The sequence below is a fragment of the Actinomycetota bacterium genome (assembly GCA_035765775.1).
GTDB lineage: Bacteria > Actinomycetota > CADDZG01 > JAHWKV01 > JAOPZY01 > DASTWV01.
In genome coordinates this window covers 45,531-65,879 of sequence record DASTWV010000059.1, presented here as the reverse complement: position 1 = coordinate 65,879, position 20,349 = coordinate 45,531, and the positions used below count along the sequence as shown (strand labels likewise).

20 protein-coding genes are annotated in these 20,349 nt (G+C 71.5%); 13 read left to right on the top strand and 7 right to left on the bottom strand.

Features of this window, described 5'->3' with window-relative positions; all coding sequences use genetic code 11:
- Positions 1–157 precede the first annotated feature (157 nt).
- The gene (locus VFW71_14025; GenBank protein HEU5003875.1) at positions 158–454 is read right to left on the bottom strand and encodes a hypothetical protein; all 297 of its coding nucleotides are present in this window, start codon (positions 452–454) and stop codon (positions 158–160) included.
- 245 nt (positions 455–699) lie between these two features.
- On the opposite strand from VFW71_14025, the gene VFW71_14020 reads away from it, so the two are divergent.
- The 9 genes from VFW71_14020 to VFW71_13980 all read left to right on the top strand — a co-directional run bounded on the left by VFW71_14020 (position 700) and on the right by VFW71_13980 (position 6,357).
- Entirely contained in the window at positions 700–840 is a 141-nt protein-coding gene (locus VFW71_14020; GenBank protein ID HEU5003874.1) for an ATP-binding protein, read from the top strand.
- A 45-nt stretch (positions 841–885) separates the two neighbouring features.
- Entirely contained in the window at positions 886–1,134 is a 249-nt protein-coding gene (locus tag VFW71_14015; protein HEU5003873.1) for a hypothetical protein, read from the top strand.
- Positions 1,131–1,535, top strand: a complete 405-nt coding sequence (locus VFW71_14010) for a twitching motility protein PilT (GenBank protein HEU5003872.1) — start codon at positions 1,131–1,133, stop codon at positions 1,533–1,535. Before VFW71_14015 ends, VFW71_14010 begins: the two co-directional genes overlap by 4 nt.
- 122 nt (positions 1,536–1,657) lie before the next feature.
- Positions 1,658–2,089 (top strand): YceI family protein, encoded by a 432-nt coding sequence (locus VFW71_14005; GenBank protein HEU5003871.1) that lies wholly within the window; start codon positions 1,658–1,660, stop codon positions 2,087–2,089.
- A complete protein-coding gene (locus VFW71_14000) occupies positions 2,080–3,789 on the top strand; it encodes a YceI family protein (protein HEU5003870.1) in 1,710 nt (569 codons plus the stop codon). The genes VFW71_14005 and VFW71_14000 overlap by 10 nt, the downstream gene beginning before the upstream one ends.
- Positions 3,790–4,093: 304 nt before the next feature.
- Positions 4,094–4,633 carry a GtrA family protein gene (locus VFW71_13995; protein ID HEU5003869.1) on the top strand — a complete coding sequence of 180 codons (540 nt, stop codon included), beginning with the start codon at positions 4,094–4,096 and terminating at the stop codon, positions 4,631–4,633.
- 96 nt (positions 4,634–4,729) lie between these two features.
- On the top strand, positions 4,730–5,137 hold the full coding sequence (locus VFW71_13990; protein ID HEU5003868.1) for a type IV toxin-antitoxin system AbiEi family antitoxin domain-containing protein: 408 nt from the start codon (positions 4,730–4,732) through the stop codon (positions 5,135–5,137).
- An 8-nt stretch (positions 5,138–5,145) separates the two neighbouring features.
- A complete protein-coding gene (locus VFW71_13985) occupies positions 5,146–5,670 on the top strand; it encodes a hypothetical protein (GenBank protein HEU5003867.1) in 525 nt (174 codons plus the stop codon).
- 39 nt (positions 5,671–5,709) lie between these two features.
- Positions 5,710–6,357 carry an ACT domain-containing protein gene (locus VFW71_13980; protein ID HEU5003866.1) on the top strand — a complete coding sequence of 216 codons (648 nt, stop codon included), beginning with the start codon at positions 5,710–5,712 and terminating at the stop codon, positions 6,355–6,357.
- On the opposite strand, the gene VFW71_13975 is transcribed toward VFW71_13980, so the two are convergent.
- Positions 6,332–6,889, bottom strand: coding sequence for a hypothetical protein (locus VFW71_13975; GenBank protein ID HEU5003865.1), 558 nt, complete (start codon positions 6,887–6,889; stop codon positions 6,332–6,334). The two genes, VFW71_13980 and VFW71_13975, sit on opposite strands and share 26 nt — an antisense overlap.
- A 134-nt stretch (positions 6,890–7,023) precedes the next feature.
- Between VFW71_13975 and VFW71_13970 the strand changes: the two genes are divergently transcribed.
- The 4 genes from VFW71_13970 (at position 7,024) to VFW71_13955 (ending at position 14,626) form a co-directional block, all read left to right on the top strand.
- Positions 7,024–12,075 (top strand): putative Ig domain-containing protein, encoded by a 5,052-nt coding sequence (locus VFW71_13970; protein HEU5003864.1) that lies wholly within the window; start codon positions 7,024–7,026, stop codon positions 12,073–12,075.
- Between the two features lie 570 nt (positions 12,076–12,645).
- Complete coding sequence (locus tag VFW71_13965) at positions 12,646–13,761, top strand: MFS transporter (protein HEU5003863.1); 1,116 nt, start codon at positions 12,646–12,648, stop codon at positions 13,759–13,761.
- Between the two features lie 11 nt (positions 13,762–13,772).
- Complete coding sequence (locus VFW71_13960) at positions 13,773–14,234, top strand: YjbQ family protein (GenBank protein HEU5003862.1); 462 nt, start codon at positions 13,773–13,775, stop codon at positions 14,232–14,234.
- A 212-nt stretch (positions 14,235–14,446) separates the two neighbouring features.
- Positions 14,447–14,626: a hypothetical protein gene (locus VFW71_13955; GenBank protein ID HEU5003861.1), complete on the top strand. Its 180-nt coding sequence runs from the start codon at positions 14,447–14,449 to the stop codon at positions 14,624–14,626.
- Between the two features lie 55 nt (positions 14,627–14,681).
- Here VFW71_13955 and VFW71_13950 read toward each other — a convergent pair whose 3' ends face one another.
- From VFW71_13950 to VFW71_13930, 5 genes are all read right to left on the bottom strand, one after another.
- Positions 14,682–15,104: a PIN domain nuclease gene (locus VFW71_13950; GenBank protein HEU5003860.1), complete on the bottom strand. Its 423-nt coding sequence runs from the start codon at positions 15,102–15,104 to the stop codon at positions 14,682–14,684.
- Complete coding sequence (locus VFW71_13945) at positions 15,095–15,319, bottom strand: antitoxin (protein HEU5003859.1); 225 nt, start codon at positions 15,317–15,319, stop codon at positions 15,095–15,097. The genes VFW71_13950 and VFW71_13945 overlap by 10 nt, the downstream gene beginning before the upstream one ends.
- A 98-nt stretch (positions 15,320–15,417) precedes the next feature.
- On the bottom strand, positions 15,418–17,109 hold the full coding sequence (locus tag VFW71_13940) for a thiamine pyrophosphate-binding protein (protein ID HEU5003858.1): 1,692 nt from the start codon (positions 17,107–17,109) through the stop codon (positions 15,418–15,420).
- Position 17,110: 1 nt separating this feature from the next.
- The gene (locus tag VFW71_13935) at positions 17,111–18,835 is read right to left on the bottom strand and encodes an FAD-dependent oxidoreductase (GenBank protein HEU5003857.1); all 1,725 of its coding nucleotides are present in this window, start codon (positions 18,833–18,835) and stop codon (positions 17,111–17,113) included.
- A gap of 92 nt (positions 18,836–18,927) precedes the next feature.
- Positions 18,928–20,247 (bottom strand): amidase, encoded by a 1,320-nt coding sequence (locus VFW71_13930; protein HEU5003856.1) that lies wholly within the window; start codon positions 20,245–20,247, stop codon positions 18,928–18,930.
- Between the last annotated feature and the right edge of the window lie 102 nt (positions 20,248–20,349).

The following is a 20,349-nucleotide window of genomic DNA, read 5'->3' as shown; positions in this document are numbered from 1 at the left end:
CCTCGGCGTTCCGGGGGTAGCGGGTGGCACCCAGGCCGGGCGGTCGGTGGGGCGGACGGGGCGTGGCACGGGACCTCCTCTCGGACGGCGCGGGACCTGCCGTATTGCCCGGGTTACCGCCCCGCACCGGGGTTCGGGTACGGCCGCCGGCCGGTTCTCAGCTGGCATGAGAAGTCGTCACTCCGGACCTGCTGCCCGACGACGCCCGGGTGGGGGTGGCGGCGTACGGGGACGAGGTGGATTGGTCGCTTGTGGCGCCGGAGCTGGCCGTGGAGCCGTTGCTCGCCGTGTTGCCGGCCGTCGCGTTACCGGTGGTGGTGCCCATGCTGCCGGTGGTGCCGGTCTCCTGCCGGGCGGAGGAGGTCGTAGCGAGCCCGCACACCGTGGCGACGAATCCGGAGGCCGCCAGGATGACGGCGGCGAAGCGAGCCTGTTTGGCGGGGTGGCGGCGCATCGGTACCTTCTCACGTCGCTTGGTCAGGGGATCTGCGATGACCCCACGATGGGCCGGTTGGTTCAGAGGACGCTCAGATGAAGCTCGGGGGATGGGCCCAGCTGCCACAGCGAAGGCTGAGGGGCGCCCGAGGTGGCTCTGAGAGAATCCTGAGCAAGGCCGCCGACGCTGAGGGACATGCACGCCGACCCGGCCGCGCACGTCTTCGACCGCTTCTACCGGGTGGGCAAGGGCCGACCCGGGCGATGGGCGGGGCCGGCCTCGGGCTCTCGATCGTGGCATCGATCGCCGAGGCGCACGGGGGCGGGGCGAGCGTCAGCGCCGAGCACGGGGTGGGAACGACGTTCTCGGTGTCGATCCCGCTCGCCTCAGGGTCGAGCGTCTAGGCGATACTTAGGCGATATCACCGGGCCAGGCGCTACCATGGCGGGATGGCGACTCGGAAAGTGTCGGTAACGCTGCAGGCCGGGGCACTCGAACGGGCCAAGCGGGCCGCCGGACCGCGGGGCCTCTCCTCGTACATGGACGCTGCCCTAGAGGAGAAACTCGAGCGCGATGACCGCCGCGCTGCGCTGCTCGCCCTCCTCGAGGAGCTTGAACTCACCGACCCGACGCCGATCGACGTGAAGGCCCGCGCAGCCAAGCGGGCCAACCGGCTCCGGGCGGCCGTCGAGGGATGACCAGGCCCGCCGTCGTGCTCGACTCAGGCGTCATCGATCAGGCGGTCTCGAACAAGGAGTTCCGCGCCCTCCTCGATAATCTGATGCGAGGGGGATGGACTCCCATCATCCCGGCCGTGGTCCTGGCCGAGGCGATCACCGGCCGACCTTCCGACGCGCCCACCAATCAGGTGATCGGCCGGCTCGGCACAACGTCGACCGACGAGCCCTTGGCCCGGCATGCAGGTGCCCTGCGGTACGCGGCCGCCCGGGACTCCGGGCGCCGCCCACCGAGCGGAATCGACGCGATCGTTGCCGCGCATGCGGCGGACGCCGGCGCCGGTGTGGTGTTCACGACGGACCCAGGCGATCTGCGCCGGTTGCTGGCCGACCAACCGCATCTCCGGGTGGAGAAGCCCTGAAGCGCATCGCAAGGCCCAGCGGGGCGCCGCACAACCCTGCCCCGCTCCCCAGCCGCCTCTGAGCAACCTCTGAGCTGCGGTGGCGAGCATGGGGCTCACCTGATCAAGGAGGCTCCTGAGCCATGAAGCGCGAACGTGCTGTCTACCTGGCCGTGGGGGCGATCGTCGTGCTGGCCCTCGGCTTTGTCGGCATCCCGTACATCTACATCCACTTCTTCGACAAGACGCAGGCCCCGCTGACCGTCAACAGCTTTCCCACCACCTCCGCACCGTCCAGCCCGACCGCGGACGCCAGCCCGACCGGGGACCCGAGCCCAGCGACCACCAGCGCCACCGGGCGGACCAGCTCGATCACCGGGTCCCTTACCGTCGCCGGGGGAAGTGTCACCCAGGCCAGCTTCTCGACCGACCTCGCCACCGTCACCAGCGACCAGGCCCAGCGGGACAACCAGTTCCGGGGCCGGATCATGGATGTCGCCCAGTACCCGACGCCGGCTTCACGATCACGTCGCCGATCGTCCTGGGCAGCACGCCGGCCGACGGGGTGGTCGTGACCCGGCAGGTCACCGGGTCGCTGACCCTGCACGGCACCACCAAGACCGTGACCTTCACCGCCAGCATCAAGAAGAGCGGTTCCACCATCGCCGTGAGTGGCGACATCCCCATCGCCTTTTCGGACTACACCATCTCCAATCCCAGCTTCCCGCCCTTCGTCACCACTGCCGACAACGGCCTCCTGGAGTTCACCATCGGCTTCATGCCCGCCAGCCGGGAACGGATTCCCAGGTACCCCAGGTACGCTGAACGCGTGGGGAGACGGATCGGACCAGCGCGCGCGCCGGCACTGCTCCTGGCCCTCGCCCTCGCCTCGGCGGCGTGTGCCCGCACGACCACGTCGTCCACCCGGATCAAGGACCCCTCGGCCTCGGTGTCACCCGCGCCCGACTACACCCACGCCTGCGCCCCCTCCGGCCCGGACGACTCCGTGGAGTGCTTCCAGGTGGCCCTGCAGGCGATCGACAACGCCCGGCACAAGGAGCACGTCCCGCCGATGGCCCTGCCGGCCGACTATGCAGGGCTCAGCCCGCCCCAGCAGCTCCTGATTGCCGTGAACGACGAGCGGGTGGACCGGGGCCTGGCGCCCTTCGCCGGGCTCAGCGCAGCCCTGAACGACTCGGCCGCCACGGCCGCCTCCGCTGGCCGGCTGCCCAAAGGCCCGGGATCCGCCTACGCCGATGCCGACACCGAGTGGATCGGCGACATCGCCAACGCCCTCGACGCCGACTTCGAATGGATGTACGACGACGGGCCGGGGAGCATCGACGGCTGCGACCGGGCGGGCCAGTCCTCGTGCTGGGCGGACCGCCACATCCTGCTGGACAGCTTCGGCGGGGACGGCTCCGGCCACAGCGTGCGGGTGCTGGGGGCTGCCCTCAGCCCGGCGGCCGACACCACCGCCGGTGACGTCGGCGGGACGTCGTTGGCCGCCATCCTTGCCACCACGGGCACCGGGACCGCCGGCCAGCTCGCTTACACCTGGGAGGAGGCCAAGGCCGACATCGCCGCCGGCACACTCGCCCCGCGCACCGCCCTGCCCGCCAACGAGTCGGCCACCCACATCGAGGACCCGCCCGCCACGGTGCCGGCATCGCCCGACTTCACCCAGACCTGCGCCGCCGGCATCGACAACTCGCCGGCCTGCCTCACCAACGTGTTGTCGGCGCTCAACAACGCCCGGAGGGCCGAGGGGGTCAAGCCCATGGTGCTCCCGGCGGACTACGCCGGGCTCACGGTGCCCCAGCAGCTCTTCGTGGCGGTCAACCTCGAGCGGGTGGACCGCGGGCTGCGGCCGTTCGCCGAGCTGACCGCCCCCCTGAACGCCAACGCCCAGAAGGGGGCCGATGACGCCAACGACCCGCCGGACCCCGGCAAGGCCTACGACGTCATCGACACCGAGTGGGCGGGCGGCTCCTCGAACGGGCTCGACGCCGTGTACGGGTGGATGTACGACGACGGCATCGGCAGCGGCAACCTCGACTGCCCGAAGGGGGGCGGGTCCGGATGCTGGGGGCACCGCCACGGCATCCTGGACAACTTCGGCACCGTGGGCACCCTGGTGATGGGGGCGGCGGTCAACCCGACCGGGGACACCGGCGAGGACGCCGGGGGCACCTCGATGGCCGCCACCCTGGCGGTGACCAGCCAGCCGGCGGGGGTCGTGACGTTCACCTGGGCGGAGGTCGAGGGGGAGTAGGAAAGTCAGGGAAAAGAAACACGCGTGGGGGGCGGGCCCGAGAGTCCGCCTCCCACGCGTGGGGGGGTATCTTGTGCTCTACCCCCCGCCCTTAGGGGTAAACATCTCCCAGAAAAATTTTTTCCGGGCCGGCGTCCTGCCCTCCCTCCCCGGCGATGATCAAGGTGCGGGTGGGGCGGGCTCGGGCTCGGCGGCCGCCGGCGCACCCTCACAGCGGGGGCCCATCGTCCCCGTCGACGCACTGGGCGTGCTCCCAGGAGAGCTTCAGCCTCGATTGAAGCGGTCCGGGGTAGCATGCCCCCGCATGGACCTGCTCACTTCCCTCTGGACCCGGTACAGGGAAAAGCTCCATAAGCTTTTCCGCTACTCGGCGGTCTCCGTGGTTTCCACCGTCACGAGCCTCACGGTCCTCGGGATCATGGTGGGCCTCATGAACCTCCCGCCCGGCCGGTCCAACATCGTCGCCACCTGCCTCGCCACCATCCCGTCGTTCGAGCTCAACCGCCGGTGGGTCTGGAGCCGCCAGGGCCAGCGCTCTCTCTTCAAGGAGATGCTGCCGTTCTGGGGCCTCTCTCTCCTGGGCCTGGCCTGGTCCACGATCAATGTCGCCCTCGTCGGGGTGTGGACCCAGCACTGGAGCCACCTGGGCCGGGCGGCGGCGGCCGGGGCCACCAACGTGGGCACGTTCGGGCTGCTGTGGATCTTCCAGTTCGTGCTCTGCGACCGGTGGCTGTTCAAGGACCGCTCGGCGGCCCGGGCCGGTGCTTTAGGCGACGAGCTCCTCGAGCCAGAAGACCTGACTGCCGAACTGACGGAGGAACTGCCCGCTGGCCCCGCCCACTAGGGGCACCCGTGGCGCGATGTCTCCACTATGGAGATATCGCGCCAGAGCAGCGCAGTAAGGCTGAGGAATGTCATACCTGCTTGCTTTACTGTGCGGGTGGACAAAAAGATCCAGACCGCGATCCTCAGCCGGGCTGAGCTTCAGCACGGCTTGATCACCCGTGGCCAGGCCTTAGAGCGGGGGCTGAAGTCCGCCGACATCCACCGCCAGGTGGCGAAGGGGCGATGGGAGACCCTCGGTCGAGGGGTGTACCGGATCGGAGGGACCCCGAAGACCTACGAGCAGTCCGTCAAGGCCGTCACGTTTGCTCGCTCCGGGGCCGTAGCCCACCTGCGCACCGCCGCCCGCCTGTATGGGCTCCCGATCGGGGAGTTCGAGGAGGTGGAGATCGCCATCGTCCGGCGCACCCGGGCCCGGACGGTCGAGGGAGTGACGGTCCGGCTCCTGCCCAGGTTGGACGCAGTCGATCGCTCCCGCCCCTCGGGGTCCCGGCGACCTCCCTGACCCGGACCGTGCTGGACCTGCCCGCCGTCCTGGTCCCCCAGCTGGCGGGCAAGGTGACCGATCACGTCCCTGCCCTGCGCCGGACGACGCTCAAGTACCTCGCCGAGCGCCTCGAAGCGATCGGCCCGAACGAGGCCGGCCGGGAGATCGCCGCTCAGCTCATTGCCGAGCGCCAGGGCCGCAAGAACCATCCCGACAGCTGGTATCAGGCCCGCCTGGTCGACATCGTCAGGCAGCTTGCCCTCGAGGGTTGGGTGCAGGAGTACGAGATCCTGCTCCCGGACGGCACCCGGCGTCGGATCGACCTCGCCTTCGTCCTCATCCGGCTCGCCATCGAGGTCGTCAGCTACCTCCACCACTCCCAGCTGGTGGACTGGTCGGCGGACCAGGTCCGCAACAACCAGCTCATGCGCCAGCACTGGTGGCTGCTCTACATCACCACCTACGACATCGAGCACAACCCGGAGGCGGTCTGGCGGGAGATCCTGCAGACCATCGAGGATCTGTGCGCACGGGCCGTTGCCGGGGCGTAACGTACGGGGCCTACCATTCCGATCAAGGAGGTGGGCGCCGTGATCTTCGTCCTGCGGATCTCGCTCCCCGACGTGCCGGGGTCGCTGGGCCGGGTCGCCTCGGCGTTCGGCAAGGGCGGGGTGAACATCTTGACCCTCGACGTCATCGACAGCGAGGACGGGGTGGCGGTGGACGATCTGCGGGTCGAGGCCCCCGACGGCATGCAGGAGGCCCTCCGGCGGGCGGGGGAGGAGGTGCCCGGCTTCGCGGTCGAGTACGTGCGCCCGCTCGAGGCCTTCCGCCACGTCCTCGAGCCGCTGGAGCTGGCCGCCCGCCTGGCCGATGCCGGGGCCGAGGCGGTCGCCCACCTGGTCGAGGACCTGCCCGACGCCCTCGGTGCCTCCTGGGCCATCGCCTTCGACCGGACCGAAGACCCACCCCGCACGCTGGCGGCCAGCATCGGGGCTCCTACGCTCGCCCGGCTGCCCGCCGCCTGGGTGAACCCGGACCGGGGGCCGTGGCGCAGCGACACCGGCCTGGAGGTGGCCTCCGCCCCGCTCGGGGCGTCCGCCGGCCTGCTGCTCGGCCGGGAGCGGGGGCCCCGCTTCCGGCTGTCCGAACTCCGTCACATCCGCCTCCTCGCCCAGATCGCGGCCGGAGCGGCACTCCTCCTGCCCGCCGCTATGCGGGGGACACCTGGATCGTGACCCGGAACTCGATGACGTACATCGGGCACGCCATGCCCGGGGAGCAGTTCGGGGAGCCGGCCGAGGTGATCCTCGCCTGCCCGGCCGCCACCGCCCGCACGGTCCAGGCCAGGTAGCCCGGGTCCCGGAGGAAGGTCACCGGCGTCACGGAGACCGCCGGGGTGTCCACCTGGGGCGGGCTCCAGTGCATGGTCTCGGGCAGCTGGAGCTGGGCCGAGGTCCCGACCTTCACGGTGAAGGTCTTCCCGCTGTCGGACTGCTGGATGACCGAAACGGGCGAGGCCACCGGGGTTGGGGACGGGCTGCGGGTGGCCGCCGGGGAGGAATGCACGCCGACCGACGGCGATGGGGGCGGCAGGGCAGGGCTGGGGATCGTCACCGCCGGGGCACTCGGCGACGGGGCCGGGCTGGACGGAGCCGGGGCCGTGGGCGGCCCAACGGCGGGCCCGCCCGGCCGCACCGCGGCATGCCCGCAGCCGGCCGCAAGGATTGCCGCCGATACGAGGCCGCATGCTGCCTTCCACCGCGTCATCGATGGCCTCCCCGGACCCTCGGGCCACCCGCAACCAGGTGAATCCCGGCGTTCCGCTCCGGTCAATGGTACCTTCGATGGAGCTTCCCTAACGCCTGTCCTGAAGGCGTAGTTGGGCTACAGTCGGGATTTTGATGCACAGCACTTCCTTGAGAGCTCGCCTCGGGGCGGCCGGCGTCGCAGCGCTCCTGGCGGCGACACTGGTTGTATCCGCCGGACCACCGGCCCAGGCCCAGACCCCGTTCGGTACCCCGCCGGCCCTGCCCGCCGGGGCCAGCCTGGGCGCGGCCCTCCCCGGATCGACGCCGGTGCACCTCACCTTTGTCCTGCAGCCGAGCAACCCGGGGGCGCTGGCCGCCGAGGTCCAGGCGGTCTCCACGCCCGGCAGTCCGCGGTATGGCCACTACCTGACGCCCGTCCAGTTCGCCCAGCAGTTCGGCGCCTCCCCAGCGACGATCGCCCAGGTCACCGACGCCCTCCAGGCCCAGGGCCTGACTGGGGCCCGGGTGGCCGCCAACCACCTGTCGCTCGCCATCGACGCCCCGGCCTCCACGGTCGAGGCGGCCCTCGCCCCGCACGAGCGGGCCGCCCGGCTGCGCACCGGGCGGTCCGCCTACGTGAACACCGCCCCGCCCCAAATCCCGGTGTCGGTCGCCCCGGCCATCAGCGCCGTCCTGGGCCTCGACACCCTGGCGCAGGCCACCCCGCAGTGGGCCCCGGCCCAGAAGGCGAGGGCCCCGGCCAGCCCCGCGGCCATCCTCACCCCGGCCGCCGCCGGCCCCCAGGCGTGCAGCGCGGCCACGACGGCCGCCGGGCAGGCCGGCGCCTTCGTCCCCGCCCAGCTGGCCAGCGCCTACGGGCTGGGCAGCCTGTACGCCAGCAACGACCTGGGCGCCGGCCAGAGCATCGCCCTGTTCGAGCTGGCCGGTTTCTCGAACACCGACATCAGCACCTTCCAGACCTGCTTCGGCACCGCCACCTCGATCTCGGTCACCCAGGTGGACGGGGGGTCGGGCAGCTCGCCGGGCACCGTCGAGTCCACGCTCGACATCGAGGACGTCATCGGCCTGGCCCCCCAGGCGGCGATCAAGGTCTACGAAGGGGTGAACACCGGGCAGGGGATCTACAACGTGTATTCGAAGATCGTCAGCGACGACACCTCCAAGGTGGTCTCCACCAGCTGGGGCCTGTGCGAGTCCCTGGCGGGGCAGGGCGGCTCCATGAGCCTGACCAGCGCCGAGGCCACGCTCTTCAGCGAGGCGGCTTTGCAGGGCCAGACCGTGCTGTCCGCCACCGGCGATCAGGGGGCCGAGGCCTGCTACGACCCCAACGCCGCCACCCCCGACACCAGCCTGGCGGTCTCCGACCCGGCATCGCAGATCAACGTGACCGCGGTGGGCGGGACCAAGCTGACCGCCATCGGCCCGGCACCCACCGAGGCGGCGTACAACGAGTCCCACACCCAGTCCGGCGCCGGCGGCGGCGGTATCTCGACCCTGTGGACCATGCCGAGCTGGCAGACCGGCACGGGCGTGATCAACGGTTTCTCGAGCGGCTCCCCGTGCGGGGCGGTGTCGGGGTCCTTCTGCCGGGAGATCCCCGATGTCTCGGCCTCGAGCGACCCCTTCGAGGGCTACGTCATCTACTACACCGGCACCGACTCGGGGATCCCGTCGGGGTGGTCGTCGCTCGGCGGCACCAGCGCCGCCGCCCCGCTGTGGGCGACGGTGATCGCCCTGGCCAACGAGAGCTGTGGCACCACGCTGGGCGCGGTGAACGCCGCCCTCTACCGGGCCTCCGCCGCCGGGGGCGCGTTCAACGATGTCACCTCGGGCAACATCGCCTATGTCGGCAGCCATGGCACCGACTACCCGGCCACCACCGCCTTCGACCTGGCCACCGGCCTGGGCTCCCCGATCGCCGGGACCCTGGTCCCCGACCTGTGTCCCCCCGCCCCCCCGGTCTTCACCGCCGACACCCCGACGACGCCGGCGAGCGCCGGGACGGCGTACTCGTACAGCTTCACCGCCAGCGGCAGCCCGGCGCCGACGTTCTCGCTCACCAGCGGGACGCTGCCGCCCGGCCTGACGCTCAACGCCACCGGGGTGCTGTCCGGCACCCCGACCACCGGCGGCACCTACAGCTTCGTCGTCAAGGCCTCCAACTCGGCGGGCTCGGCGACGACGCCGTCGCTGGGCATCACGGTCAACCAGGCCCCCGCCTTCACGGCCGACTCCCCGCCCAACGCCAGCGCCGGGGCGCCCTACAGCTACACCTTCACCGCCTCCGGGTTCCCGGCGCCGACGTTCGCGCTCAACACCGGGTCGCTGCCGACCGGCCTGTCGCTCAGCCCGGGCGGCGTCCTCTCGGGTACCCCGACGACGGGCGGGTCGTTCACCTTCACGGTGAAGGCGACGAACTCGGTCGCCACGGCGACGACGCCCTCGCTCACCATTCAGGTGACCAAGGGTCCGGCCTTCACCGCCGACTCGCCGCCGGGCGGGACCGTCGGCACCCCGTACACCTATACGTTCACGGCGAGCGGGTCGCCGGCGCCCACCTTCTCGGTGGCCACCGGGTCCCTGCCGCCCGGCCTGGGCCTCAACGCCACCACCGGCGTCCTGTCCGGCACGCCCACGACCGGTGGCCAGTACTCCTTTGCGGTCTCGGCGTCCAACAGCGCCGGGCAGGTGACCAGCCCCTCCCTGCCGGTGACCATCGCCCAGGCCCCGGCCCTCACCGCCGCATCACCGCCCTCCAGCGCCACTGCCGGGACCGCCTACTCCTACACGTTCACGGCGAGCGGATTCCCCGCCCCCGCCTTCTCGGTGGCCACCGGGTCCCTGCCGCCCGGGCTGGTCCTCACCGCCGCCGGTGTTCTGTCCGGCACCCCCACCGCCGGGGGGCCGTTCAGCTTCACCGTGGCAGCCACCAACTCGGCCGGCACCGCCACCGGTGGCACCCTCACGATCACGGTCAGCCAGGCCCCCGCCTTCACCGCCGACTCGCCGCCGGCGTCGGGGGCGATGAACTCCGCCTACTCGTACACCTTCGCTGCCAGTGGGTACCCGGCGCCCACCTTCGTCGTCAACGCCGGCCAGCTCCCGCCCGGGCTCAGCCTTACCAGCGGGGGGACGCTGTCCGGCATCCCGACCTCCCTGGGCAGCTTCACCTTCACCGTGGCCGCCTCCAACGGGGTCGGGAGCACGGCGGTGTCGGCCAGCCATACCATCACCATCGCCAACGCCCCGGCATTCACCGCCGACACCCCGCCGCCGACGGTGACGGTCAGCACGGCGTTCAGCTACACCTTCGTCGCCGCCGGCAACCCGGCGCCCACGTACTCGCTGGCGAGCGGCACCCTGCCCACCGGGCTCAGCCTGAACGCCTCGGGCGTCCTGTCGGGCACGCCGACGGCGGCCGGGCTGTTCACCTTCACCGTGGCGGCCACCAACTCGAGCGGGACCGCGACCACGCCGTCGATCTCGATGACCATCGGCCAGGCCCCGGCATTCACCGCCGACACCCCGCCGGCAACCACCCCGGCGGGGACCGCGGTCAGTTACTCCTTCACCGCCGCCGGATCGCCTGCCCCGTCCTTTGCGCTGGCGGGCGGCACCCTGCCCACCGGGCTCAGCCTGGCCTCGTCGGGCGCGCTGTCCGGCACGCCGACGACGGGCGGCGCCTTCGGCTTCACGGTGGCCGCCACGAACAGCTTCGGGACGGCGGTGACCCCGGTGATCACGATGACGGTCACCCAGGCCCCCGCGTTCACGGCCGACACGCCCCCGTCGCCGGCAACCATCCAGACCGCGTACTCCTACACCTTCGCCGCCAGCGGGTTCCCGGCCCCCACCTTCTCGGTGGCGGGCGGCTCCCTGCCTCCGGGGATCAGCCTCAGCGCGGCCGGGGTGCTCTCCGGCGCCCCGAACACCGCCGGGTCCTTCACGTTCACCGTTTTGGCCACCAACACGGTGGGCAGCGCCACCTCGCCCAGCCTCACGATCATGGTCACCAACGCCCCCGCCTTCACCGCCGACTCCCCCCCGGTCACCGCGACTGTGGGGACGGCCTACGCCTACACCTTTGCCGCCGGCGGCTCCCCGGCGCCCACCTACGCCGTCCAGTCCGGCCAGCTGCCCCCCGGGCTCGCACTCGATGCGACCATGGGCGTGCTGTCCGGCACGCCGACCGCCGGCGGGCAGTACAGCTTCGTGGTGGCGGCGACGAACCCGAGCGGGTCGGCAGCCACCCCGACGCTCGCCATCACGGTCGGCCAGGCCCCGGCGTTCACCGCCGACACCCCGCAGCCGGTGTGGGTGGTGGGGGCGCAGTACACGTATACGTTTACTGCCAGCGGCTACCCGGCGCCCACCTTCTCGCTGGCATCCGGCCAGCTCCCGCCCGGGCTGGCGCTGGCGTCCAGCGGCGCCCTGAGCGGGACACCCTCGGCGGCGGGGGCCTTCAGCTTCACCGTGAAGGCCGCCAATGCGGTCGGGGCCGGGGTGACGACGCCCAGCCTCACCATCGTGATCGTGGTGCCCGGGCCGCAGCGCACCGGGGACGGCTACTGGGAGGTGGCCTCCGACGGCGGCCTGTTCTCCTACGGCGATGCCGGCTTCTTCGGCTCGGCAGGGGCCATCCATCTCAACCAACCGATCGTGGGCATGGTGGCGACCCCGGACGGCAAGGGCTACTGGGAGGTGGCCTCCGACGGCGGCCTGTTCTCCTACGGCGACGCCGGCTTCTTCGGCTCGGCAGGGGCCATCCATTTGAACAAGCCGATCGTGGGCATGGCCGCGACGCCCGACGGCAAGGGCTACTGGGAGGTGGCCTCCGACGGCGGCCTGTTCTCCTACGGTGACGCCGGCTTCTTCGGTTCGGCGGGCGCGGTGCACCTCAACCAGCCGATCGTGGGCATGGCCGTGGCTCCGGACGGGCAGGGCTACTGGGAGGTGGCCTCGGATGGGGGCCTGTTCTCCTACGGCGACGCCGGCTTCTTCGGCTCGGCGGGTGCCGTCCACCTGAACCAGCCGATTGTGGGCCTGTCCACCACCCCTGACGGCAAGGGGTACTGGGAAGTGGCGTCGGACGGCGGCTTGTTCTCCTACGGCGACGCCGGCTTCCACGGCTCGGCGGGCGCCATCCACCTGAACAAACCGATCGTGGGGATGTTCAGCGACTGAGGGGCCTTGCTATTCGCCCCGACGGTGGGGCAGGAGGTCGCTGCGGTCCAACGCCTCCTCGAGGGTCTACAGCAGCCGGCGGACCCCGATTGAGGTCCATGTCAGGGGGGCGCCCACGTCGGCGGATCCCGTTGCGCTCGAAGGCCCGGGTGAGAGAACCACGATGGCCTCATCCGTCATGTCCCGGCCTGACTTGCCGGAGGCCTTCACCCACCCGGATGTGCACTGCTAGGTCGGCCTCGCGATCCTCGGGCGTCGGCCAGTCCGGGTGGAGCCTGGAACTGGCACCCCAGGCCATCGGCGATCCGGACTGCGGCCACCGCGCCGCGCTGTTCGGTGAAGTCCCGCCAGTAGCGAGACTTCAGCTCCTGCACCGCCGAGCGGTCCCGGTGGGCGAAGGTCCGAATGTCGTCGGGATCAAATTCCATCGGAGGATGCAGTGGCGCAGACGGTCCGTTCTGGTTGTCGAGGGGCTGCATCAGCCAGCGGTATCCTTCTTCCATGCACCGACGTTGACGCCGCCACGGCGTTTCGGCTGAGCCTGCCCGCCGGCTCGAGCGGCGTCTGCTGGTGTGGGCCCTCATCTCCAACGTCATCCCGCTCTACCCGCTCTACGCCCTGCTGTTCGCCCACGCCGGGCTGTCGCAGGCGGCCATCTCCGGGCTGTTCGTGATCTGGTCGGTCTGCGGCATCGCCTGCCAGGTGCCCACCGGGGTCCTGGCCGACCGCTTCTCCCGCCGGGGCGCGCTGGCGCTGGCCGGGGTCGGGCAGGCCCTCGCCTTCGGCACCTGGATCGTCCGGCCCTCCTACGCCGGCTTCGCCACCGGGTTCGTGCTGTGGGGCGTGTCCGGCACCCTGATGACCGGGTCGCTGCAGGCCCTCCTGTACGACGGCCTCGCTGCCGCCGGGGCGGCCGACCGCTACGCCCGGGTGCGGGGCCGGGTGACCGGCATCGAGCTGCTCGCCCAGATCCCCGCCGCCGGGGCGGCCACGGCGCTTTTTGTCGCCGGGGGGTTCGCCCTGGTGGGGTGGGTGTCGGTCGGGATGTGCCTGGCCTGGGCAGCGCTGGCCCTGACGCTGCCCGAGGCGCCCCGGGGTGACGCGGCCGGGGGTGAGTTCGGGGGTGAGTTCCTCGCCACCATGCGGGCGGGGCTGGGCGAGGTGGGGGCGAGCCCCGATGTGCGCCGGGCGGTCATCGTGCTGGCTGCCCTCGCCGGGCTGGACGCCATCGAGGAGTATTTCGCCCTGCTGGCCCGGGCCTGGGGCATCCCGACGGTGGCGATCCCCGTTGCCCTGCTGGGCATCCCGCTGGCGGGTGCCGTCGGCGCCTGGTGGGCGGGCCGGGCCTCGCCTGAGCGCTGGGGTGCGGCATGGCCCTTGGGTCTTGGCGCTGTGATCCTGGGCGCCGCTGGGGTACTGCACGTGGCCTGGGGGCTCGCCGGGGTGGCGGCGTTCTACTTCCTCTACCGCCTTGTCCTCGTGCTGGCCGACGCCCGCCTGCAGGACGTCATCGAGGGCCCTGCCCGGGCGACGGTGACCTCGGTGGCCGGGATGGCGGACGAGGTGAGCGTCATCGCCGTGTTCGCCGCCTGGGCGCTCGGCGGCGTCGTGCTGGTGGCGCTGGTCATCCTGGCGGTCTCGGTGCTGCTCCGGCGTCGCCCGCAGGCCCTCCGGCAAAGTCAGTAAAGTCGGTCCCCGTGAAGTCGCACACCGTGTACATGACCTTCCAGACGCCCCGGCGCCGGGAGCTGGTCCGGATCACCGCCGACGTGCAGAAGGCGGTGGACGAGGCCGGCATCGCCGAGGGCATGGTCCTGGTCTCCGCCATGCACATCACCGCCGGGGTGTGGATCAACGACGACGAGCCCGGTCTGCACAAAGACGTCCTCGAGTGGCTGGACAAGGTGGCGCCCCCCAGCTGGCAGCCGCCGGCCAACGAGGTCGCCGAGGCGCTCCTGCCCGACCCGGGGGACTACCGCCACCACGCCGGGGGTGAGGACAACGGCGATGCCCACCTGAAGAACCTGCTGATGCACCACCAGGTGATCGTGCCGGTGACTGCCGGGCGCCTGGACCTCGGCCCCTGGCAGCAGGTCTTCTACTGTGAATTCGACGGCCAGCGCCGCAAGCGCCTCGTGATCAAGGTGCTGGGGGAGTAGGGCTCCGCTCCAGAAGGGGGCTGCCGTGTCGGAACGTCCCAACATCGAGCTGTTGCGCCGGGGATAGGCGGCGGTTGCCGCAGGCGACCTGGCGGCGGTGGGGGAGATCCTCGACGACCAGATCGTCTGGCACATGCCGGGGCACAACCCGCTCAGCGGCGATTACATCGCCGAGCCCGCATTCGCCCGGCGTGTTCCGCCGGCTCCGGGAGATGAGCGGAGGAACCTTCCATGAGGAGGTGTATGACCTCCTTGCCAACGATGCGCATGCCACCGTCCTCATCTCCGCGGGCGGCCTGCGCCCGGACGGGCGCACCTGGAGCGGCAGGCAGGTGCACGTGTGGCATCTGCCCGACGGCAAGGGCGACGGAGTTCCGGCTGCTCGCCGATGATGACGAGTCGAGGGACGCGTTCTGGGCGTAGGACCTCCGGCCCGAGAACCGGGGACTACCGGATGGGCGCCACCCGGAGACGCTCCATCTCCTGACCGCTGACTTCAGCGATCAAGTCGAAATCCTTGTCCAAGTGGAGAACTGTCAGGCCCACGACGTCCGCAGTGGCGGCGACAATCAGATCGGGTACTGACGCCGCTCGGTGCAGCCCCCGATCGGCCATGAGGAGCTGGATCTCGATGGCTCGGTCTTCGACGGCCGGCGTCTGATACTCCGTCGGCATGGCTGCAAGCGGGGGCATCCGGATGTCCGCCCGCAGCTCAATGCCACTCCGGGCGGAATACCCGATCTCCAGTCGGGTGACCGACGATATGCGAACCAGCCCGCGTTGGATCCGGTTCGCCCAGTTCTGAGCATCGGGGCTGATCTGGAGGCGCGTATACGCCGATTTGTCGATCAGCCAACCGTTCAACCCCAGGCACCGCGCATGACGTCGGGGTCGTCCAGGTCCTGGAATGTTCGTGCAGTCCGCTTCAGATCCGCCAGCGTCACTCTGCTGGCTGAGCCCGAGGCGAGTTCCCCGAGCCGCCTCCGCAGATACTCGGTCCGGGAGATGCCGAGCCGCGAGGCCTGCTCGTCCAGCGCCGCCACAATCTCATCGGGAACATCTCGCACCAGGACATCCATACCCATCACACCTCCTTTGGATATCTGATGATATCACTAGCTAGCATGGGGGCCTCCTGTGGGGACCTGGCCCGCCTTGGACTGCCAGGCTCCCGGCCCGGACGTCATTGCTGGACGTACTTGCTGGTCGGCGGCGGCGCCTCGGCCAGCCGTTTCAGCTGCGGGGCGAGGTCCTTCTGCGGGATGACCACCTCGACCAGGGCCGGCACCCCGGTCAGGCCCTGCACCTCGGCCAGCACGGCGTCGAGCTCGGCCGCTGTGGCGGCCCGGTAGCCCTGGGCCCCGAACGCTTGGGCGAGGGCGGCGTAGTCCCAGGTGGGCAGGAGGTCGAAGGCGGCGAACTCGCCCCCGGGCTGGAACGCGCTGAGGTCGACGAAGGCCTGCTCGATGGCGTAGGCGTCGTTGCTGAGCACGAACACCACGGCATTGCACCCCTCGGCGGCCAGGCTGGACAGCTCCTGGCAGATCATGCGGAAGCCGCCGTCGCCCGCCACCACGAACGGCCGGGTCCGGGTGCCGACCGCCACGCCCAGGGCGGCGCCAGTCTCGTGGCCGAGCGACCCCCAGGCGGCCTGGGCGACGAAGTGGTCGGCGGGGAGCCCGAACAGGTTGCCGAAGACGTACAGCGAGGTGCTCTCGCCGAGGATGAGGGTGACCGCCTCCAGCAGGCTCTCCCGGCGGAGGAACGCCGACAGCTGGTGGAAGAACGCGTTGTAGGTCAATGCCCCGTCCGGGGCGGGCTCGGGGTCCGGGTCGTCGGGGACGCTGGGGAGCTCGACATGCGAGGGCCCATCGGCCCGGAAGCGGTCGGCGAGCCCGGCGAGGAAGTCGCCCAGCGCCACCTGCGGGTAGTAGGCATGGCCGATCCGGGCCTCGTGGTCGGTCACCTCGATCATGGCGGCGAAGCTGGCGGCCATGATGTTCAGGTAGTCGTCGGTGATGATCGTGCCCAGGGCCACCGGGCAGTCGCTGCCGTCCACGACCGCCCGGGTGAGGGCCGGGGAGGCCGGCCCGGCGTAGGTGCCGATGAACGCCGGCTGGGACTCGTCGAGCACGGTCTTGGCCAGGCTGGTGGTGGTGAAGGGCAGGCCGCTGGCGTCGATGAGCTCCTGCAGGAGCCCCTGCAGGCCGAAGCGCTGGATCTCGATCCCGGCCCACAGGACCGGCAGCCGGGCGGCCCGGATGCGGGCGTAGGCGTCCCCGACCAGGGTGGCGAGCGAGGCCGGGCTGCTCGGCCGGGGGAGTGCCGCCAGCCGGCCGGCTGGCGGGGTGCAGGGCAGGGTCCAGACGTCGGACAGGACCTCGATGTAGATGGGCCGGTGCTCGGTCAGCAGGGCCCCCATCGCCCGATCGATCTGGGCCGGGCCGACCTGGGCGTCGGCGATAACCTCCGAAGCCACCGTGACGTGGGCGAAGACCAGCTGGTCGGCCCGCAGGTCGCCGGTGGAGTGGTGGAACAGGATGCCCTCGGTGTGCTCCAGGCGCCGGTTGGCCGTGCTCGGGCTGGCCGAGATCACCACCACGGGCACCCGCTCGACGAACGACCCGGCGGTGGCATTGAGGATGCTGAAGCCCCCTACGCCGTACTGCACGCAGGCGGCGCCCGCGCCCCGCAGGCGGGCGTAGCCGTCGGCGGCGTAGCCGGCCCCCAGCTCGTTGACGGTGGCCACCCGCCGGATGCCCGGGTCGGCGTCGAGCGCCTCGAGGAAGGCGCCGGCGTAGTCGCCCGGCACGGCGAAGACATGCCCGATGCCGATCTCGGTGAGGCGGGCGAGGAGGTACTGGGCGATGTTCATGTCAGCCCTCCTCGACCGCGTCCAGGCAGTTGGGCGTGACCGCCGCCAGCGTCGAGGCCGCGTTGAAGCTCTCGATGCAGCCGTCCAGGTCGCCGCACCCGGGGCACGGGTTGGGCAGGAGGTCGTAGCCCGGTTGCAGCCAGGGGGGCCGGGCGAGGCCGAAGAAGTCCTGGAGGGTGGACTCGGCGGTGTCCAGCGCCCCCTCGACCCAGCCCTGCCCGAAGGAGTAGGCCTCGCCCACGATGTGGACGTCCTCGCCCTCGACCGGGTGGCGCATCCGGCACATGACCTCGTCCAGGCGGTAGGCCGCCTTCCACTCGTGCCAGCCGCCGCCGTAGGGGTCCTCGTTCCAGGAGTGGTAGACCGCCGAGTAGGGCATCGGCAGGTCGGGCAGGGCGTGCACGGCGGCGACCTGCTTGTTGGCGACGTCCACCATCTCATCGGTGACGGGGAACTCCATCGCCGGGACGACCGCCTCGACGCCGTCTTCGAGGCAGGACGGCCGGTACCCCCGGAACGGGGCGCCCAGCTCCAGGCCCTTCCAGAACGGCACGGTCGAGATGTCGTTGTAGGTGGCCATGAGCAGCGAGTTCATGAACGGCAGCCCGCCCTCCTGCTCGGCCTCGGTCCCGAAGTAGTAGGTCTGGCGGATCGGGAGATCGGTGACCGAGCGCCCCGCCACCAGGCCGAGGGCCCTCCACCAGGGGCTCTCGTAGGCCAGGAAGAGCTTGAAGGCACTCTGGATCAGCACCGAGCCGAGGTGGGTCTTCAGCCAGGGGTCCTCGAACAGCGGGCTGGAGATGAGCTCCAGGGAGCGCCGGGGCATCGCCAGGATCACCTTCTTGGCCCGCACCTCCACCGGCCCGGCGCCCGCCAGCCGGGTGGCGCCCGACTCGGTGACGGTGGGCTGGAAGGTCAGGGTGTAGCGGTAGTCGGTGCCCGCCGGCCCGGTGTCCAAGGTGGCCAGGCGATGGTTCATGAGCACCCGCTGGCCCCCGGGCAGCCCGCCGGCCATCGAGCGGTTGAACTGCTCTGCGAGGGTGATCGGGAGCTGGTCGTAGCCGTCGGCGAGGGTGAGGAAGACGGTGCTGTCGCTGTACTCGGTGGCGGGGAGCTGGGTGACGGCGTTGGCGTTGGCCACGTTGGCGTCGTAGCCCCCGGCGTCCTTCATGAACTGGTAGCCCTCATTGGAGAGGGCCTTGAACATGAGGTCCCAGAAGCCCCACTGCCACAGGGGCTTGCCGAAGGCCCGGACCCGCATGGTGTCGCACAGGCTGAGGTTCGCCATGCCCGGGTAGATCGTGTTCATCACCTGCACCTGCAGGTTGGTCGGGCCGAGCCCCCGTTCGTTCCAGGACAGGTTGTAGGGGACCTTGGCCGGGTCGGCGAGCTCGTGGAGGCGCAGGTGCCGGCCCCGCAGGTAGAACAGGTTGCAGTTGGAGCCGACCGGGGCCGGGGCACCCATGGGGAACGCCTTGGTCGCCAGGCCGAGGTGGCCCACCAGGTCGGCGACCATGATGTGCTGACTCGGGATGTAGCGCATCCCGCCTACCTCGGCCTTGACGTGGGGCAGCCCGGGGAGGGTGATGGTGTACAGGCGGCCGCCGATGCGGTCGCTGTATTCGAAGAGGGCGATGCGGGCGTCCGCCCCCAGCGCCTGCTGCAGGCGCCAGGCGCAGTAGGCGCCCGAGACGCCGGCGCCCACGACGGCGATGTCCAGGTCCATGCGGGTCCTTTCCGGGTTCGGTATCCCGCAAATTGACCACGCATACCGCCGGGAAGCAATCCCCCCACTCGGGGATATTGCGGGGGTCCCGTCTAGGGGACTGGTCCCTCCCATGAGCCACCGGTGGCCCGCTCGAAGGCCAGGCCGAAGGCGAGGACGCGGTCTTCGTCCCGCCCGATGAACTGCAGCCCCAGGGGCAGGCCGTGCTCTCCCTTCCCGAACGGGATGGTGAGGGCGGCCAGCCCGGCCACGTTGACCGCTCCCGGGATCCGGGTGAAGTCCATCACCACCGGGCGGCGGGGGCTGCCGGGATCGACCTGGGCGGCCTCCGCATGGGTGGGAGCCTCCTTGGGTACCGTGGGACAGATGAGTACGTCGCACGCGACGCATGCCTCCTGCAGGCGGGCGGCAAGTGGTGCGCACTCCGCCCGGGCCCGGTCGGCGTCGGCTTCGGTGAGCGTCGTCTCCGCCCGTTGCAGGTAGCCGGCGGTCTCGTTGGTGTAGGCGTCCCTCCGATCGGGCCACCAGCCCCGGGAGCGGTGCACCTGCAGCGCCTCCCACATCAGCACGGTGCTGCGGGGGCGGTCGAAGTCGGCGAAGGCGGGGATGTCGGCCCGCACCAGGAAGCGGCCGAGCCGGGAGCACCGGGTCACGGCGTCCACGTAGGCGGTGGCCACCTCGGGTGCCAGGGGGGGCAGGGTCCCCAGCGGGGCGGCGGCGACGGTAAGCTCCCCGGCGTCGGGGCGGTCGACCGTGGCCCCCGAGAGCACCTCCCACAGCACGGTGACGTCGGCGACGCTGCGCCCGAGCGGCCCCACGGTGTCGAAGCTGGGCGCCAGGGGGATCACCCCCTCCAAGCTCACGATGCCCGGCCGGGGTTTCAGGCCCACCAGAGCGCACAGGGCGGCGGGGATGCGGATCGAGCCGGCGGTGTCGGTACCCAGCGCCCCGAGGCAGTGCCCGGCGGCGACGGCGGCGGCCGAGCCCCCGCTGGATCCGCCCGGGATGCGGCCGGCGTCCCACGGATTGGTGGTGGGTGGGGTGACGTCGCCGTAGGCGAACTCCTGGGTGTTGGTCTTGCCCAGGATGAGCGCCCCGGCCTCGCGCAGGCGCCGGACGGCGGGGGCGTCGCGTGCTGCGGGTGGGGCGCCGGCCAGGACCCGGGAGGCGGCGGTGGTGGGCAGCCCGGCGACGTCGATGATGTCCTTGATCCCGAGCGGGATGCCCCAGAGCGGGAGCCGGCCCCGGTCGGCGGGGTCGAGGGCGCCGGCCCCGGCGTCGCCCGGGGCGAAAGCGAGCCACGCCTTGACCCGCTCCTCGCTGGCGTCGATGCGGCCCCGGCACTGGGCGAGCAGGTCGGCGGGGTCGAGGGCACCGGAGGCCAGGAGCGTGCGGGCCTCGGTGAGGGTCATGTGGGAAGGCATGTGGGAAGGCATGGGCGGGGACGTGGGCGGGGACGTGGGGGCCGGAGCTCGGGCATGGGGGCAGTATGGCTCCCGGTTTCGGAGTCCCTC

What these genes read in the sequence shown, in the direction of transcription:
- VFW71_13955 (HEU5003861.1), top strand. Translation starts at nt 14,447, where the DNA reads ATGAGCGGAGGAACCTTCCATGAGGAGGTGTATGACCTCCTTGCCAAC.
- VFW71_14005 (HEU5003871.1), top strand. Translation starts at nt 1,658, where the DNA reads ATGAAGCGCGAACGTGCTGTCTACCTGGCCGTGGGGGCGATCGTCGTG.
- VFW71_14015 (HEU5003873.1), top strand. Translation starts at nt 886, where the DNA reads ATGGCGACTCGGAAAGTGTCGGTAACGCTGCAGGCCGGGGCACTCGAA.
- VFW71_13945 (HEU5003859.1), bottom strand. Translation starts at nt 15,319, where the DNA reads ATGGGTATGGATGTCCTGGTGCGAGATGTTCCCGATGAGATTGTGGCG.
- VFW71_13930 (HEU5003856.1), bottom strand. Translation starts at nt 20,247, where the DNA reads ATGACCCTCACCGAGGCCCGCACGCTCCTGGCCTCCGGTGCCCTCGAC.
- VFW71_13940 (HEU5003858.1), bottom strand. Translation starts at nt 17,109, where the DNA reads ATGAACATCGCCCAGTACCTCCTCGCCCGCCTCACCGAGATCGGCATC.
- VFW71_13970 (HEU5003864.1), top strand. Translation starts at nt 7,024, where the DNA reads ATGCACAGCACTTCCTTGAGAGCTCGCCTCGGGGCGGCCGGCGTCGCA.
- VFW71_13995 (HEU5003869.1), top strand. Translation starts at nt 4,094, where the DNA reads ATGGACCTGCTCACTTCCCTCTGGACCCGGTACAGGGAAAAGCTCCAT.
- VFW71_13975 (HEU5003865.1), bottom strand. Translation starts at nt 6,889, where the DNA reads ATGACGCGGTGGAAGGCAGCATGCGGCCTCGTATCGGCGGCAATCCTT.
- VFW71_14020 (HEU5003874.1), top strand. Translation starts at nt 700, where the DNA reads ATGGGCGGGGCCGGCCTCGGGCTCTCGATCGTGGCATCGATCGCCGAG.
- VFW71_14010 (HEU5003872.1), top strand. Translation starts at nt 1,131, where the DNA reads ATGACCAGGCCCGCCGTCGTGCTCGACTCAGGCGTCATCGATCAGGCG.
- VFW71_13935 (HEU5003857.1), bottom strand. Translation starts at nt 18,835, where the DNA reads ATGGACCTGGACATCGCCGTCGTGGGCGCCGGCGTCTCGGGCGCCTAC.
- VFW71_14025 (HEU5003875.1), bottom strand. Translation starts at nt 454, where the DNA reads ATGCGCCGCCACCCCGCCAAACAGGCTCGCTTCGCCGCCGTCATCCTG.